At 66.4% G+C, this 16,505-nt stretch carries 14 protein-coding genes; 10 read left to right on the top strand and 4 right to left on the bottom strand.

Translation table 11 applies throughout. The annotated features are described in order from the left end of the window. From G3N93_RS18040 to G3N93_RS18000, 9 genes are all read left to right on the top strand, one after another. Window positions 1-748: MotA/TolQ/ExbB proton channel family protein (locus G3N93_RS18040; RefSeq protein ID WP_206133636.1), on the top strand; the 748-nt coding region annotated here is incomplete at its 5' end. An 18-nt stretch (window positions 749-766) separates the two neighbouring features. Then, a complete protein-coding gene (locus G3N93_RS18035; protein ID WP_174932533.1) occupies window positions 767-1,189 on the top strand; it encodes a biopolymer transporter ExbD in 423 nt (140 codons plus the stop codon). Window positions 1,190-1,198: 9 nt separating this feature from the next. Then, entirely contained in the window at window positions 1,199-1,624 is a 426-nt protein-coding gene (locus G3N93_RS18030) for a biopolymer transporter ExbD (RefSeq protein ID WP_174932536.1), read from the top strand. A gap of 309 nt (window positions 1,625-1,933) precedes the next feature. After that, window positions 1,934-2,509, top strand: a complete 576-nt coding sequence (locus G3N93_RS18025) for an XRE family transcriptional regulator (protein ID WP_206133635.1) — start codon at window positions 1,934-1,936, stop codon at window positions 2,507-2,509. 371 nt (window positions 2,510-2,880) lie between these two features. Then, window positions 2,881-5,631 carry a TonB-dependent receptor gene (locus tag G3N93_RS18020; protein ID WP_174932540.1) on the top strand — a complete coding sequence of 917 codons (2,751 nt, stop codon included), beginning with the start codon at window positions 2,881-2,883 and terminating at the stop codon, window positions 5,629-5,631. Window positions 5,632-5,744: 113 nt separating this feature from the next. Then, window positions 5,745-7,631: an extracellular solute-binding protein gene (locus G3N93_RS18015; RefSeq protein WP_206133637.1), complete on the top strand. Its 1,887-nt coding sequence runs from the start codon at window positions 5,745-5,747 to the stop codon at window positions 7,629-7,631. A gap of 13 nt (window positions 7,632-7,644) precedes the next feature. After that, a complete protein-coding gene (locus tag G3N93_RS18010; protein ID WP_174932542.1) occupies window positions 7,645-8,697 on the top strand; it encodes a microcin C ABC transporter permease YejB in 1,053 nt (350 codons plus the stop codon). Further along, window positions 8,651-9,757 carry an ABC transporter permease gene (locus G3N93_RS18005; protein WP_174938473.1) on the top strand — a complete coding sequence of 369 codons (1,107 nt, stop codon included), beginning with the start codon at window positions 8,651-8,653 and terminating at the stop codon, window positions 9,755-9,757. The genes G3N93_RS18010 and G3N93_RS18005 overlap by 47 nt, the downstream gene beginning before the upstream one ends. Next, complete coding sequence (locus G3N93_RS18000; protein ID WP_206133634.1) at window positions 9,757-11,433, top strand: ABC transporter ATP-binding protein; 1,677 nt, start codon at window positions 9,757-9,759, stop codon at window positions 11,431-11,433. The genes G3N93_RS18005 and G3N93_RS18000 overlap by 1 nt, the downstream gene beginning before the upstream one ends. A 131-nt stretch (window positions 11,434-11,564) precedes the next feature. Here the strand turns inward: G3N93_RS18000 and G3N93_RS17995 are convergent, their stop codons facing one another. After that, window positions 11,565-12,524 carry a LysR family transcriptional regulator gene (locus tag G3N93_RS17995; protein WP_206133633.1) on the bottom strand — a complete coding sequence of 320 codons (960 nt, stop codon included), beginning with the start codon at window positions 12,522-12,524 and terminating at the stop codon, window positions 11,565-11,567. A gap of 122 nt (window positions 12,525-12,646) precedes the next feature. On the opposite strand from G3N93_RS17995, the gene G3N93_RS17990 reads away from it, so the two are divergent. After that, entirely contained in the window at window positions 12,647-14,032 is a 1,386-nt protein-coding gene (locus G3N93_RS17990; RefSeq protein ID WP_206133632.1) for a DHA2 family efflux MFS transporter permease subunit, read from the top strand. A 49-nt stretch (window positions 14,033-14,081) separates the two neighbouring features. Here G3N93_RS17990 and G3N93_RS17985 read toward each other — a convergent pair whose 3' ends face one another. The 3 genes from G3N93_RS17985 to G3N93_RS17975 form a co-directional block, all read right to left on the bottom strand. Further along, on the bottom strand, window positions 14,082-14,249 hold the full coding sequence (locus G3N93_RS17985) for a hypothetical protein (RefSeq protein ID WP_206123135.1): 168 nt from the start codon (window positions 14,247-14,249) through the stop codon (window positions 14,082-14,084). Between the two features lie 38 nt (window positions 14,250-14,287). Then, a complete protein-coding gene (locus G3N93_RS17980; RefSeq protein ID WP_206133631.1) occupies window positions 14,288-15,154 on the bottom strand; it encodes a DUF2071 domain-containing protein in 867 nt (288 codons plus the stop codon). A 47-nt stretch (window positions 15,155-15,201) separates the two neighbouring features. Continuing rightward, window positions 15,202-16,505 (bottom strand): efflux transporter outer membrane subunit (locus G3N93_RS17975; RefSeq protein WP_206133630.1); only part of this gene is annotated, 1,304 nt, incomplete at its 5' end.

The following is a 16,505-nucleotide window of genomic DNA, read 5'->3' as shown; positions in this document are numbered from 1 at the left end:
CGCGGACGAGCCGTCGCCGCCGCCCGCGCCGGCGGCGACGCAGGCCGTCGAGAATCCGTACGGGCTCGGCGCGCTGTGGAAGAACGGCGATTTCGTCGCGCGATTCGTGCTGATTCTGCTCGTGATCATGTCGATGGGCAGCTGGTACATCATGATCGCCAAGTTCCTCGAGCAGTTTCGCGCGAACCGGCGCGCGAAGCTCGCGGACGAGCAGCTCTGGTCGGCGCCGTCGCTGGCGGCCGGCGCGAGCCTGCTCGACGAGGCGTCGCCGTTCCGCTTCATCGCCGAGACCGCGATCGAGGCCGGCGAGCATCACGACGAAGCGCTGCTCGAGGCGGTCGACCGCAATACGTGGATCGACGTTTCGGTCGAGCGCGCGATGACCAACGTGTCGAACCGGCTGCAGGACGGCCTGGCGTTCCTTGCGACGGTGGGCTCGACCGCGCCGTTCGTCGGTCTGTTCGGCACCGTGTGGGGCATTTATCACGCGCTGACGGCCATCGGCATCGCCGGGCAGGCGTCGATCGACAAGGTCGCGGGCCCGGTCGGCGAGGCGCTGATCATGACGGCGATCGGGCTGGCGGTCGCCGTGCCGGCCGTGCTCGGGTACAACTTCCTGGTTCGCCGCAACAAGTCGGTAATGGAGCGCGTGCGCAACTTCGGCGCGCAGCTGCATACGGTGCTGCTCGCGGGCAGCAAGCGTCCGGTGCGGGCCGCCGGTGCGGCGGCCGCGTCGCTCGTGCACTGACGCGGGCGGGGGTGCGCGATGGCCATGAGCGTCGGACAGGACGACAACGACGACGTGATCGCGAACATCAACACGACGCCGCTCGTCGACGTGATGCTGGTGTTGCTGATCATTTTCCTGATCACGATCCCGGTCGTGACTCACACGATTCCGCTGGAGCTGCCGAAGGAAACGGTGCAGCCGTTGCAGACGACGCCGAAAAGCGTCGAGATCGCGGTGAATCGCGACGGGGCATTCTTCTGGGGCGAAACGCATGTGGACGGCCCGACGTTGCTCGCGAAGCTGAAGGGCATCTCGCAGATGTCGCCGCAGCCCGACGTGCACGTGCGCGGTGACGAGAATACGCGCTACGAGTTCATCGGGCGCGTGGTCACCGCGTGCGAGCGGTCGGGTATCGCCAAGGTTTCTTTCATCACCGAGCCGCCGGCGCGCGGCGGGTAGGAGTCGACGATGGGCATGAACGTATCTTCGGGTGGCGGCGAGCCGGACGTGATGGTCGACATCAACACCACGCCGCTGATCGACGTGATGCTGGTGCTGCTGATCATGTTGATCATTACGATCCCGATCCAGATGCACTCGGTCAGGATGGATCTGCCGGTCGGCAATCCGCCGCCGCCGGCAAAGCCGCCCGAGGTCGTGCAGATCGATATCGCGCCCGACGGCGCGACGACCTGGAACGGCACGAGGGTGCCGGATCGCGCAGCGCTCGAACTGAAGCTCGGGCAGGTCGCGAGGGAACCCGTGCAGGCGGAGATCCGTCTGCGGCCGGACAAGCTCGCGCCGTACAAGGCGGTCGCCGGCGTGCTGGCGAGTGCGCAGCGCGTCGGTGCGACCAAGATCGGCCTGATTGGAAACGAGCAGTACATGCCGTGATGCCGGCGCGCGCGCGAATGCTCCGGTCACGCAGGAAGGCCACGCCGGGAAGCGCCGGGCGCCGCGCATGGCGAGGCATGGCGATCCGGTGACAGGCTGGCTGAATCGGTGAAATCGGAACCCGTTCCTATTGATGTGGAGTGCGAATGTATCGATGCGATGCAAAAAACCGGAAAGCCGTAACATCGAATGTTCGCCGCGCGACCCAGGTTTTCGCCGGGGCGCAGTTTCGCCGCAAGCGGGCTGCGATCACGTTGACCGGGGGAGCGTATTCATCAAGCAGTTTCGACTACGGGTTCGTGCCTCACTATGATTTCGCCTTCCGATGAATCGATGCTTGTTGCCACGTCGATGGGAAATAAGATTCGCATGCTGCGACGGCAGCTCAAGCTCACGCTGTATGTGACCGCGGCGGCGGCCGGCATCTCGAAGCCGTTCCTGTCGCAGATCGAACGCGGGCGCGCGATGCCGTCGATCGCGACGCTGGTCGGGATCGCCAAGGCGCTGGGCGTCACGATCGACCACTTCGTCGGTTCGACGTCCGGTGCGCCGCCGGCGTGCCAATGCGAATCGGCGCAGCACGTCGGCGTCGAGTCGCTCGCGAGCGCGTTTGCGCAGCTTTCGCACCTGGCGAGCGGAACGAAGCTGGATGCCCGGTTGCTCCGGATCCCGGGCGGCCAGGCCGCGCCTGAAGGCGCGGCCTATGCGGGAGAGGCGTTCCTCTACGTGATGAACGGCGAGCTCGAGCTGACGATGGACGACCGCACCGTCGTGCTGAGAGCGGGCGAGACCGCGCATTACGAATCGCCTCCGGTCCAGATGTGGAGCAATGCGGCCAGCGAAGAAGCGGTGGTCGTCTGGTTCGGTGCGCCGGCCGGCGCCTGAGAGAACAAGAAAATGCGTCCGTTCTGACGGATGCTTACATAAGGATTACTGATTGTTTGTCGAGGGGACGGGCAAGGTGCGCGGCCGGGATGGCCGCATCGGGGTGGAAGGACGAGAACAAGCACACACACGTTCTTCACGCCCGCCGTTCCGGTTGTTCGACACCGAGCGACACCGAGCGACACCGAGCGACGCAGACGGAAACGCGTGGAGTACGTGCCATACGCGCCGCTTGGCGAGTGAGTTCGAAGGTGTGCAGGTGGCAGGTCGGCAATAACGGGGACCGGTATGCAGACGCCCGGAAGCGGGCAAGGATTCACGCGATCCAGCGCAAAACCGGCGGGTTCTTACTGATGAACGAGTGGGGCAAGATGAAGCAGAGAGCTTTGGCGTTGGCTATCAAGAGGATGATCTGGGCGGAAATGGCGCTGACGGCCACGCTGGCAGCACCGGCATTCGCGCAGAGCCAGCCGTCGCCCGGGGGGGCAGCGGTCGCGGACGCGGTTGCGCAGGAGGCGCCCGCGGCCGGCGCCGGCGGGGACACGGCGGCGCAACACAAGAACAAGGTCGCGCAGATCAAGCGCTTCGAAGTGACGGGTTCGCTGATCCGCAGCGCGGACAAGGTCGGCTTCAACCAGGTCCAGACCGTCACGGCGAAAGACATCGAGGCGAGCGGCCAGAACAGTGTGGCCGACTTCCTGCGCAGCACGTCCGCGAATTCGGCGAGCAGCTGGGCGGAAGGCACGACGAACAGCTTCGCTCCCGGTGGCGCCGGCATTGCATTGCGCGGCCTGTCCGAGAAGTACACGCTGGTCATGATAGACGGCCAGCGCGTCGCCCCCTATGCGTTCGCGACGAACGTAACGGACCAGTTCTTCGACCTGAACACGCTGCCGCTGAACATCATCGACCGGATCGAGATCGTCAAGACCGGCGCGGTGTCGCAGTATGGCTCGGACGCAATCGCGGGCGTGGTCAACATCATTACCAAGAAAAACTTCCAGGGCCTGCAGCTCGACGGCAGCTACGGCGGTGCGACCCAGAACGGCGGCGGGGCGGGTACCACCAAATTCAGCATCCTCGGCGGCTTCGGCGATCTCAACGCGGACCGCTTCAACGTGACTGCCGCCGCGAGTCTCTACCGCTTCAACGGTGTGTCGGCTGCGGATCGCGACACCACGCAAAACCAGAATTTCTCGAATTTCCCGGGCGGGCTGTTCAACCAGTCGCCGTCGTACTGGCGCGACCCGACCGGCGCCCGCGTGCCGCTCGGCACGTGTCCGTGGGGCGGATCCCCGATCGCCGGCAGTGCCACTGCACGCATCAACGGGCCGGGCACGATCTGCCAGACCAACACCGCCTACGCGACTTCGCTGTCGCCCTGGACTGAACGCTTGAGCGCGAAGGTGCACGGCGACTTCAAGATCAGCGATTCGATGCAGGCCTTCGCCGATCTGTGGGAAAGCAACAATACGACGAACACCAACAACTTCGTCGGGGGGCTCGGCAACAACACGCAAGCATTCGATCCGGCAACCGGCGGCCTGCGCCCGATCTCGAACGTGGTGCCGGCGAGCAACCCGTACAACCCTTTCGGCGTGCCGTCGAAGCTCGTGTACTCGTTTCCGAACGCGCAGTCGGTGCGGACCAGCGCGAACTTCTGGCGTGCCGCGACCGGCGTGAAGGGCACCTTCATCGCGCCGTACGTCGGGGACGTCGACTGGTCGGCCGCCTATACGCATTCGCAGGACACGGTCTCGAACACGTTCTCGAACCTGATCAATGCGAACGCGCTGCAGAACATCGTGCAGAACGGCGGGTTCAACTTCGCCAACCCGTCGAGCACGCCGAATGGCCTCGCGGGTCTCTACGGCAGCACCTCTTCGCAGGCGATCACGAAGATGGACGCGCTGGACGCGACGCTGTCGACCCCCACGCTGTTCAAACTGCCCACGGGCAACGTCGGTCTGGGGCTCGGTGCGCAGTTCATGCACCAGAGCCAATACGTCGGCACGGGCGCGGGCTACCAGGACGGGACGTTCATTACGCCGGCGCTGCAGTCGGCGAACGGCCAGCGCAATGTCGCGGCGATCTACTATCAGGTCGATATTCCGATCCTGAAAAACCTCACCTTCAGCCAGTCGGGCCGCTACGACCACTACAGCGACTTCGGCGGTGCGTTCTCGCCGCGTTTCGCGTTGCGTTTCCAGCCCGTTCGCGAGCTGACGATGTACGGTTCGTACAACCGGGGTTTCCGCGCGCCGACGCTGATCGAGAACACCTCGTCGCGCAGCTTCAGCGCACAGGGCGCGGTCGATCCGCACGATCCGAACAATCCGGGCGCGTACGGCCTGGTCGAGGAAGTGCAGGCCGGCAACCGCAACCTGCAGCCGGAACGCACGAAGAACTACAACGTGGGTTTCCAGCTGTCGCCGACCCGTAATACCGATATCGGCTTCGACTGGTACAAGATCCACATCGACAATGTGATCGGCACGGCGGACATCCAGCAGAGCGTCAACCAGAACGATCCGTCGCAAGTGGTGCGCAACGCGAATGGCTCGATCGCGTACGTGCTGATGCCGTTCCAGAACCTGTCATCGCTGGACACGGATGGTTTCGAAACCACCTTCCGCCAGTCGGTACCCACCAGAATCGGGACGTTCACGCTGTCGGGCGACTGGGCCTACGTGTGGCACTTCAAGATGCCGGTCGGCGGCGTGAGCACCGACTTCGCGGGCAACAACGGTTCGCTCAACCAGCCGTTCGGCGGCAGCTTCCCGCGCTGGAAAGGCAACACGAGCCTGAGCTGGAACTATCAGAGCAAGTGGAACGCGACGCTGACCTGGATGTATACGGGCCCGTACACGCAGGCGATCCTGTCGCCGGGCCAGTATCCAAACATGGAAGGCAGCGTGGCGTCGTATAGCCAGTTCAACCTGATGGTCAGTTATACCGGCATCAAGCATTGGACGATCTATGCGGGCATCGACAACATCTTCAATCGCGCCCCTCCGTTCGATCCGGTCTACATGAACTCGAGCTACCAGACCGGCTACGACTCGTCGCTGTACTCGTACATCGGCCGCTTCGCGCAAGTCGGCGCGACCTACCGGTTCTGACGGTCCAAGCCCGCGCGTGCCGCCGGTCGTTGCCGCGACCGCCGGCACGCACCCCGTATTTCGAATCGACATTGTGCCGGCTACGTGCCGGTGCGACCACACGAAGACCGATGATGACAGTATTGATGTTGCATGTGCGGCGTGCGCAGGCGATCGTGGCCGGCGGGGCGCGTGCCGCGTGCACGGCGGTGCTCGCGTACGGCATGGCGACCGGGGGGGCTTTGGCCGCGCCGGCGATCGCGCAGTTCGGCCAGCCGAAGTATCCCGCGGGATTCACCCAATTCGCGTACGCGGACCCCGACGCGCCGGACGACGGCACACTCGATTTCCAGAACTACGACACGGCGCAGAGCTACGATTCGCTGAATCCTTTCCTGCTGCGTGGCTCGGCCGCGCCGGACATCAGGAACCTGATGTTCGACACGCTGATGCAGCGCAGCTGGGACGAGCTCGCTTCCGAGTATGCGTTGATCGCCGACGACGTGCAGGTCGCGCCCGACGGGCTGTCGGCGACGTTCCACATCGATCAGGCCGCACGCTTCTCGAACGGCGACCCGATCACGGCGGCCGACGTCAAGTACTCGTTCGACACGCTGTCGAGCCGACAGGCGTCGCCGCTCGTCAATGCGCAGTTCGAGGTGATCCGGCGCGCGGTCGTCGTTGACCCGCAGACGGTGCGCTTCGACTTCAGGCGCCCCGAACGCAACGCCGCGCTGATCGCGGGCGATCTGCCCGTGTTCTCGCCGAAGTGGGGCATGCGCTCAGACGGCACGCGACCGTCGTTCGACCAGATCGCGACCGTGCCGCCGATCGCGAGCGGCGCGTACCTGATCGGGCAGCGCAAGAACGACAAGGAGATCGTCTACGTGCGCAACCCGCGCTACTGGGCGGCAAACCTGCCGTCGCGACGTGGCATGTACCGCTTCGCGCGCGTGTCGTTCAAGCTGTATCTCGACCAGTACACGATGCTCGAGGCGTTCAAGGCCGGCGACACGGATGTGCGGATGGAGTACAGCGCGACGCAATGGGCGCGTCGCTACGTCGGCAAGAATTTTCGCAACGGCATGTTGAAGCGGGGTGAATTCCCCGATGGGCCTGCGCAGATGCAGGGCTTCCTGATGAACATGCGCAAGCCGATGTTCCAGGACGTGCGGGTGCGGCATGCGCTTTCGCTGGCGTTCGACTTCGACTGGATGAGCCGGATGATGTTCTACGGGCAGTATCGCCGGACCCACAGCTTCTGGGAGGCGAGCCCGTTCGCGGCATCCGGCATGCCGGGCGGGAAGGAACTCGCGCTGCTCGAACCGTTCCGCTCGACGCTGCCGCCGGAGGTGTTCGGCCCGATGATTCAGCAACCGTCGACGCTGCCGCCGAACTCGCTGCGCGCGAACCTGAAGCAAGCGCGCGACCTGCTCGCGCAGGCTGGCTGGCACTTTCATGACGATGCGTTGCGCGACGCGAACGGCACGCCGATGACGATCGAGATCATCGACGACCAGCCGGGCATGGACCGGCTGATCCTGCCATACATCCAGGCGCTCGGCACACTCGGCATCCACGCGACGCTGCACGAACTCGACAGCGCGCTGTATCAGCGACGCATGGACGAATTTCAGTACGACATGACGACCATCATCTATCCGCCCGTCACGATCCCGGGCGCGGAACTCGCACGCCGCTTCGGCAGTGCGGCGGCGTCCGAGGTCGGATCCGAGAACTATCCGGGCGTGCGCTCGAAGGCGGTCGACGCGCTGATTCGCGCGGCATCCGCGGCCAATACGCTGGACGATCTCGAAACCGCGACGCGCGCGCTCGATCGCGTGCTGATCAACCTTTACGTCATCGTGCCTCAGTACTACCTGCCGAACGCGCGGATCGCCTACAAGGCGAATTACGGGCATCCGGCGGTCATTCCGGATTCCTACCAGTACGAGGACTGGATCATCAACTACTGGTACCGGAAGCGGCCGACGGGCGTTGCACCGGTTTCCGGCACCTGACGGGGGCGCAACGATGATTGCCTATATATTCCGGCGATTGCTGCTGATGATCCCGACGCTGATCGGCGTCGTGACGATCACGTTCGCCGTCACGCAATTCGTGCCGGGCGGCCCGGTCGAGCAAGTGCTCACGCAATTGCGGCACGGCAATGCACACGGTGGCGAAGCGGGCGGCGGCGGTGGCGGCTATCACGGCAGCCAGGGGATCGATGCGCAGCAGATCGAGCAGATCCGCAAGCAGTTCGGCTTCGACAAGCCGCCGCTCGTGCGCTACGGGATGATGCTGAAGGCGTACGCACGCTTCGATCTTGGCGAGTCGTACTTCGTGCATGCGCGCGTGTGGGACGTGATCCGCTCGAAGCTGCCGGTGTCGATCACGCTCGGGTTGTGGACGGTGATCCTCACGTACCTGGTGTCGGTGCCGCTCGGCATCGCGAAGGCGGTGCGCAACGGGTCGCGGTTCGACACGGTGACGAGCGTGCTGGTGCTGGCCGGCTACGCGGTGCCGGGCTTCGTGCTCGGCGTGCTGCTGCTGATGCTGTTCGGCGGCGGCACGTTCTGGCAGGTGTTCCCGATGCGCGGGCTTACGTCCGACAACTTCGACGACCTGACGCTGATCGGCAAGGCGCTCGACTATCTGTGGCACATCGCGATGCCGGTGACGGCGTCGGTCATCGGCAACTTCGCGATCGTCACGATCCTCACCAAGAACACGTTCCTCGACGAGATCGGCCGGCAATACGTGCTGACCGCGCGCGCGAAGGGCGTGCCGGAGCGTGACGTGCTGTGGAAGCACGTGCTGCGCAACGCGGCGATCCCGTTGCTCACCGGGTTGCCGGCCGCATTCGTCGGCGCATTCCTGAACGGCAACCTGCTGATCGAGACGCTGTTCTCGCTCGACGGCATGGGGCAACTGTCGTACGACTCGGTGATCCGCCGCGACTATCCGGTCGTGCTCGGTTCGCTGTTCCTGTTCACCCTCATCGGTCTCCTGACCAAACTCATCGCTGACGTCTGCTATGTCCTCGTCGACCCCCGCATCCAATTCAACCGCCTGGACCACTGAGCGCGGACATGCCGGCCATTCCACGTCGCCGTGGCGGCGCACGTGGCGACGGTTCCGCGCGCAGCCGCTCGGCTACTGGAGCTTCGTGATCTTCGTGTCGCTGTTCGCGATCAGCCTGTTCGCCGACGTGTTGTCGAACGACCGGCCGCTCGTGCTGCGTTATGACGGACACTATGCGTTCCCGATCGTGGCGGACTATCCCGAGACGCGGTTTGGCGGCGATTTCCCCGCGAAGACGAATTATCTCGATCCGGCCATCCGCGCGAATCTCGACGCGCGTGGCAATTTCGCGATCTATCCGCCGAACCGCTACCGCTACGACACGATCGACTATTTCGCGTCGCGGCCGTATCCGGCGCCGCCGTCGTCGAGCAACTGGCTCGGCACCGACCAGTTCGGGCGCGACGTGCTCGCGCGGCTGCTGTACGGGTTCCGGCTGTCGGTGCTGATGGCGTTCGCGCTGACCGCGTCAGGCATGCTGATCGGCGTGCTGACGGGCGCGGTGCAGGGCTTCTACGGCGGCCGCACCGACCTGGTTGGCCAGAGGCTGATCGAGATCTGGAGCGCGTTGCCGGACCTGTACCTGCTGATCATCTTCGCGTCGATCTTCACGCCGTCGCTATGGCTGCTGTTCATCCTGCTGTCGATGTTCGGCTGGCTCGTGCTGTCCGACTACGTGCGCGCCGAATTCCTGCGCAACCGCGGGCTCGACTATGTGAAGGCCGCGCGCACGATGGGGCTGACCAACACGCAGATCATGTGGCGCCACGTGCTGCCGAACAGCCTCACGCCGGTGATCACGTTCCTGCCGTTCCGGATGAGCGCGGCGATCCTGTCGCTGACGAGCCTCGATTTCCTCGGCCTCGGCGTACCGCCGCCGACGCCGAGCCTCGGCGAGCTGCTCAAGCAAGGCAAAAACAATCTCGATGCGTGGTGGATCTCGGTGTCCGCGTTTGCGGCGCTGGTGGTGACGCTGCTGCTGCTGACGTTTATCGGCGATGCGCTGCGCAACGCGCTCGACACGCGCACGCGCGGGTCCGCCTTCGGCGGAGGCCAATGATGACGATCCCGTTGCTGGAACTCGACCGTTTCTCCGCACAGTTCGGTAACCGGACCGTCGTGCGCGAGCTGAGCCTGTCGGTCGCGAGCGGCGAGCGGGTGGCGCTCGTCGGCGAATCGGGCTCGGGCAAGAGCGTGACGGCGTTGTCGATCCTGAGGCTCGCGCGGCAGGCGAGCCTGTCGGGGCGCGTGCTGTTCGACGGCGAGGACTTGCTGACGAAGACCGAGCGGCAGATGCGCGGCATTCGCGGCGCCGATATCGCGATGGTGTTCCAGGAGCCGATGACCGCGCTCAACCCGCTGTATACGATCGGCAAGCAGATCGCCGAAAGCCTGCGGCTGCACGAAGGGCTGCGCCCGGGCGAAGCACGCGAGCGCGGGATCGCGCTGCTGCGGCGCACCGGGATTCCGGAGCCGGAGCGGCGCATCGACAGTTTTCCGCACCAGTTGTCGGGCGGGCAGCGGCAACGCGCGATGATCGCGATGGCGCTGGCGTGCCGACCGCGCTTGCTGCTGGCCGACGAGCCGACCACCGCGCTCGACGTGACCGTGCGTCAGCAGATCGTCGACCTGCTGCTCGAATTGCAGGCGCAGGAAGCGGGCGCGCGCGGGATGAGCGTGTTGCTGATCACGCACGACCTGAACCTCGTGCGGCGCTTCGCGCAGCGCGTCGCGGTGATGGAACACGGCGTGCTGGTCGAAACGAACGAAACCGGCGCGCTGTTCGATGCACCGCGACACCCGTATACGCGCCGGCTGCTCGACAGCGCGCCGCGCCGCGCGATCGAACCGGTCGCGGCCGACGCACCGGCGATCCTCGACGTGCGCGGCCTTGCGGTCGACTACCGGACCGATGCGAAAGGCTGGCGCGCGGTGTTCGGGCAGACCGCGTTCCGCGCCGTGCATGACGTGCAATTGCGCTTGCGCCGTGGCGAGACGATCGGGATCGTCGGCGAATCGGGCTCGGGCAAGTCGACGCTTGCGGCCGCGGTGCTTGGCCTGCAGCAACCGGCGGCCGGCGAGATCGCGATCGACGGGCTGCCGCTCGCGACGCTGCGCGCGAAGGCGGGGCGCCGTGCACTGTACGGGCGGCTGCAGGTCGTGTTCCAGGATCCGTTCGGCTCGCTGTCGCCACGCATGACGATCGAGCAGATTGTCGGAGAGGGGCTCGCGCTGCATCGGCCGGAGCTGGCGGGCGACGCGCGTCGCCCGCGGGTCGCGGCGCTGCTGGAGGAGGTCGGGCTGCCGGTCGACGCGATGTCGCGCTATCCGCACGAGTTTTCCGGCGGACAGCGGCAGCGAATCGCGATTGCGCGCGCACTGGCGGTGGAGCCCGAGCTCCTCGTGCTCGACGAGCCGACCAGCGCCCTCGACGTATCGATCCAGAAGCAGGTGCTGGCGCTGCTGACGAACCTGCAGGCCCGGTACCGGCTCAGCTACCTGTTCATCACGCACGATCTGGCCGTGATACGGGCGATGGCGCATCGCGTGATCGTGATGAAGGCGGGGCGCGTGGTCGAGGAGGGCGAGACGATGCAGGTGCTGCATTCGCCGTCGCATCCCTATACCCGTGCGTTGATGGCGTCGTCGATGCTCAACGACGACGCCGGCGCGCGAACCGTGCAAGCGCACGCATCACCGGCGGAAATTCCGGCGAATGCGTCGGGCTCCGAATAACCCGGAGGGATGCGTCGGTTGTTCCCCGTGCACGTGGAGGAAGGAGGGTTCGGTTGAACCCGGCAGCGCAAGGCGGTAGCCGTTTCCGCGCGGTACGCCTTCCACATCGATTCCGGGTTCGCCGGTTCGGGTCAGCCGTGTCCGGGCGCTTGCTGACCGCCGGGGCCGGTGTCGGGCGCCGCGCGCGGCGGCGACAGGTGTTCCACCAACGCGTCGATCGTGACGCGCAGCCGTGCGGTCATGCGCGTGGTCTTCGACCAGAGCACATGGATGGGGAGCGGCTCGGGTTGCGCGTCGGGCAGGACGGCAACGAGCCGCCCCGCGCGGATGTCGTCTTCGACGAACCAGCCGGGCAGTTGTGCCAGCCCGAGTCCCGCCAGCACGGCATCCTTGACGGCCGCGACGTCGCTCAGGCGCAGGCGTGCCTGCCGCGGCTGACGTCTGCCCCGGTTCGCATCGCCGGAGAACTGCCATGCTTCCTCGGCTTCGCCGCGCAGGAGCGCGATGCAATGGTGATCGCCGAGCGCTTCCCGCGACGACGGCGTACCGCGCCGATCGAGATACCCGGGCGCGGCGCACAGCCGCAACGCTTGTTCGCCCAACGGGCGGGCAACCTGCGAGGTGCTGTCCTCCAGCCGGCCGATACGCACAGCCAGATCGATGTTTTGCTCGACCAGATCAACCGTGCGATTGGAAAACAGCATGTCCAGATCGAGTGCCGCGTGACGTTCAGCGAGCCCGTTCAGCACGGGCAGCACGCGAATGCGGCCATAAAGCACCGGTAATGCGATGCGCACTCGGCCGGTCGGCGTCAGGTGCCGCTCGGCCAGCGCGGATTCGGCCTGATCCAGTTCGGCCAGCGCACGCAGGCATTTCTCGTGATAGGCCTCGCCTTCGTCGGTCAGCGTCATGCGCCGCGTCGTGCGCTTGAACAGCCGCACGCCCAGGCGCTCTTCCAGTCGAGCCACGGCCTTGCCGACGCTGGACGGCGATTGCCCCAGCTGGCGCGAGGCGACACTGAAACTTCCACACTCCACCGCCTGGACGAACGCGAGGATGCCCTGAAAGCGGTCGGTCGGCTGGATCGGCAATTTGATCGTTCCTGTCTCATATCTTGATAAAGATTCTATCAATTGCCGCCTCGATGTATTCAATATCATTTTCTCCTTCCGCATGGCCCGTGTCGTCATGCTTACGAAAGGAGTCCCGTACCGTGTATCGTTCGCCGCACCGAGCGCGCTGGGTGGCATTGGCCGGCGTCGCCATCGCCAGTTTCCTGGGCTGCATCGACTTCACCATCGTCAATACCGCCATTCCCGAAATCCGTTCGGCTTTTCATGCCGACATCGACCAGGTGCAATGGGCCGTCACGGCCTTCGTGATGGCGCTGTCGAGTTGCACCATTCCGGTGGGGCAACTGGCCGATCGCCACGGCCGGCGCCGGGTGATGTTCGCGAGCATGGCGGTGTTCGGCGGCGCGTCACTGGGGGCCGGACTGGCGTCGGGGCTGGTCACGCTGGTGATCTGGCGGACCGTGCAGGGCATGGCCTGCGCCGGGCTCTATACCGCATCGGCTGCGCTGGTCGCGGCGATGTTCCCCGAGCGGGAGCGTGGCAAGGCGCTCGGGCTATTGTTCAGCGTCAACGGCCTCGGGCTTGCGCTCGGCCCGGTGGCCGGCGGATTGCTGGTCGATGCGCTGGGCTGGCGCTGGATCTTCCTCGTCAACGTGCCGTTGATCGTGGTGAGCTTCATGCTCTGCGCAGGCCGGCTCACGCAGGAGGCGGTCATATCGGCGCGAGCGCGCTTCGACTGGCCCGGCGTCATCCTGCTGCTGACGATATTGCCCTGCGGCCTCGGCGCCGTGATCCGTGGCGCCGACCGGGGCTGGACTTCGCCGGCAACGCTGGGGCTGCTGCTCATCGCCGTTCTGTCGGGCGTCGCGCTGGCCTGGGTCGAACGACGCGCTGCGGCTCCCGTGCTGCGGCTCGCGTTGTTACGGCAGCGGCCGTTCGCGCTCGCCGTGTGCGCGACCGCCGCACTGGCTTTCTTCTATTGCGCGGCATTCCTGCTGATGCCGTTGTATCTGGGCGAACTGCGCGGGCAGGATAGCGCGGCGACGGGGTGGCTTCTGCTGCCTACCACCGCCGTCATGGCGCTGGTTTCGCCGCTGGCCGGCCGTGGCTGCGACCGCTTCGGCGCGGGGCCGATCATGGCGCTCGGATTCGTTGCGTTGCTGGTGTCGGCGCTGATGCAGTCGGACTTCAGTGCGACCACGGCGTGGTGGCGGGTGCTGGCCGCGTTCGCCTGCATGGGGTTCGGCTGGGGCTGCATCCTGGGGCCGTCCATGACCGCCGCGCTGGCGGCCGTGCCGGAGGCGCTGGCGGGCACGGCGCTCGGCATGGCGACGATGGTGCACAACGTCGGCGGATCGGTGGGCCTCGCCGCCGCGACCGTGTTGTACCGGGTGTCGACGACGCGCGGCGGCGGGTTCGTCACGGGCTACCACGCGGTCATGCTGATGCTGGTTGCCGCATGCATCGCGATGCTGTCGATACTGATGCTGGAGCGTCGCACGCTGCGTGCGTCAAGTCCTGTCTGATAACGCACCGGTATTCACCGAAGCTGGCCGGCGATACGCGCCTGGCCGGTCAGGGATCGCGGGCGATCTGCGCGACGAACGCCGCGATGCCCGAATCGTCGTGGGCGACCAGGCGCCCCTGGCTGTTCGTATCGAGTCGATGTCGATGCTGGTGGCGGCCATCGATGCCGGCAGCATGTCGGGGCGCCGCGCGCCAGCTCGGCTTTCCGCTCTCCATCAGGTACTTCTGATTGGGCGCCGCCGCGATCGCCAGCGCTACAACACCCGCTCCGACAACACCCGGAACGCGACATCCGGCACGACGAAGCACAGCGGTTCGCCGGTCGCGCCGATGCGCGCGAGGAACTCGCCGCCGCCGACCGGTTCGACCGGTTTCAGCGGCCGGACCGCGTCGATATCGATCGGTAGGTCGATCGACGCATGCGCGAGGCGGTCGCAGTCGGCGACATGCGCGACGGCCGCGTGTTGCAGCGACAGGTAAGCGATGGCATCGCGCCAGCCTCCGAAGAATGGCGCGAACGCAGCGGGCAGCGTGCAGTCGTCCGACACGGCCGCCGCGCAGCGGAAATCAGGCGCGCTTCCCGTACCACCGGCCAGCAGCGTTCGATAACGTCCGTCCTGCACCGCATGCGTGAAGCGCTCGGCGAGATGCGACGGCAACGCGTCGCTGAAGAGCCGGCTGCCGAGCGCGTAGAGCGGATGATCGAACACGTTCTTCACGAACAACACGGTGCGATCGGCCGGCACGCCGCCCGGCAGCGCCTCGACGTAAAGCCGCCAGTTGCTTTGCAGCGGCGACGGGAACACGCGTCGCAGCGGGCCGGCGATACGCGGGCCGAAATGACGGTGTGCATAGGTGAGGATCGTGAATGGCGTGCGGCCATCGCGGCTCGCGAGCGTGACGCCGCGCGGCACCAGGTGGGCGACGGCCGCGACATCGACGAGCCACGTGCAGTACACGACGTTCTCGACCTCGCTCGCGAGCTGCAGGAACGGCAGCCGCGACAGCAGCGCGCGGCGCGTGCGCAGCAGCGGGCGGCTCGCGACGAGCCGGTTGGCGAGGCGGCCGACGGGGCCGGCAGACGGATAAACGAAGGCATTGTCCTGGCGCATGAGCGGCATTGTGCCGGTGTCGAGGGGCGGACGGAAGAGACGATGCCGCGCGTTGATCAGTCGACTTCCCCTTTTGGGCTTCCCGTCTGCGCGGTCGTGCCGTGGGCCGGCAACCTCGCCGTATCCGTGCGCCCCGTGTTCGCGCCGGGCGCGAAGCGCGTCTCCCAGCCGCCGCCGAGCGCCTTGCACAGCGTGACGAGATGCATCGCCGCCTCGGCCTCGCTGGTCTCACGCTGACCTTGCGCGTCGAACAATTGCCGCTGGGCGTTGAGTACGTCGAGATAGTCGGCCGCCCCCGACCGGTATTGTTGCTGCGCAATCGCGAGCGCGCGCTGGTTCAGCGTCACGATCGCGACGAGTCGATCGTGGCGCTGCTGTTCGGCGTGATAGACCACCAGCGCATCGTCCACCTCGCGCCACGCTTCGAGCACGGTGCGCTGATAGACGATCGCGGCTTCCTGCTGCTGTGCCCGGCGCAGGTTCAGCATGCCGGTGAGGCGCCCGCCCTCGAAGATCGGCAGCGAGATCGACGGCCCGATCACGAACTGACCCGACGCCCAACTGGCGAGACTCGAGAGCTGGAGGCTCTGGAAACCGGCACTGCCGTTCAGCGTGATGCGCGGATAGAAGTCGGCCTGCGCCACGCCGATGGCGGCGGTCGCCGCATGCAGCTGTGCCTCGGCCTGACGAATGTCGGGCCGGCGTTGTGCGAGTTCGGACGGAAAGCCGATCGGCACGCTTGCCGGGAGCCCGGGAACCGCGCGCGATGCGTCGAGGATCGGACCCAGCGCGCCGGGCGGTTGCGCGAGCAGCACGCCGATTGCATTGGCGCGCGTTTCGCGGCGCGATTCCAGCATCGGCAGCCTGCTTTCGATGGAGGCCACCTGCGCGGCCGCATTGGCCACGTCGAGGTCGGTCGTTACGCCGTCCTTGCGGCGAATTTGGACGAGTTTCTCCAGGTCACGCGCGATGGCGAGGTTTTGCCGGGCGATCTGCAACTGGGCCTGTGCATCGCGCAGTTCGAGGTAGTCGCGTGCGAGTTCCGCGCGGGCAGACAGCAGAACCGCGTTGCGCGCTTCGTACGAGGCCTGCGTCAGCGCGTCGGCCGCCTCGACGCCGCGCCGCACGCGCCCCCAGAGGTCGAGCTCCCACGACGCATCGAAGCCGGCCTGGTAAAGGTTATAGGCAGGCGAGCCCGACGAGCCGGGCGCGGCGGCCACGCCGAACGGCGTATCGCCCGAGGCCGACTGCGTGGGTGCCGCGCTCGGCGTGACGCCGAGCAGCGACAGGATGCCGTTCTCGCTGCCGCGCTCGCGGTCGTACGAACCGGCCGCGGCGAGTGTCGGCAGCTCGGCCGCGA

It is taken from the genome of Burkholderia sp. Se-20378, from assembly GCF_017104665.1.
GTDB lineage: Bacteria > Pseudomonadota > Gammaproteobacteria > Burkholderiales > Burkholderiaceae > Burkholderia > Burkholderia lata.
Note: the sequence above shows the minus strand (reverse complement) of the source record. Positions and strands in the feature narration are given on the sequence as shown.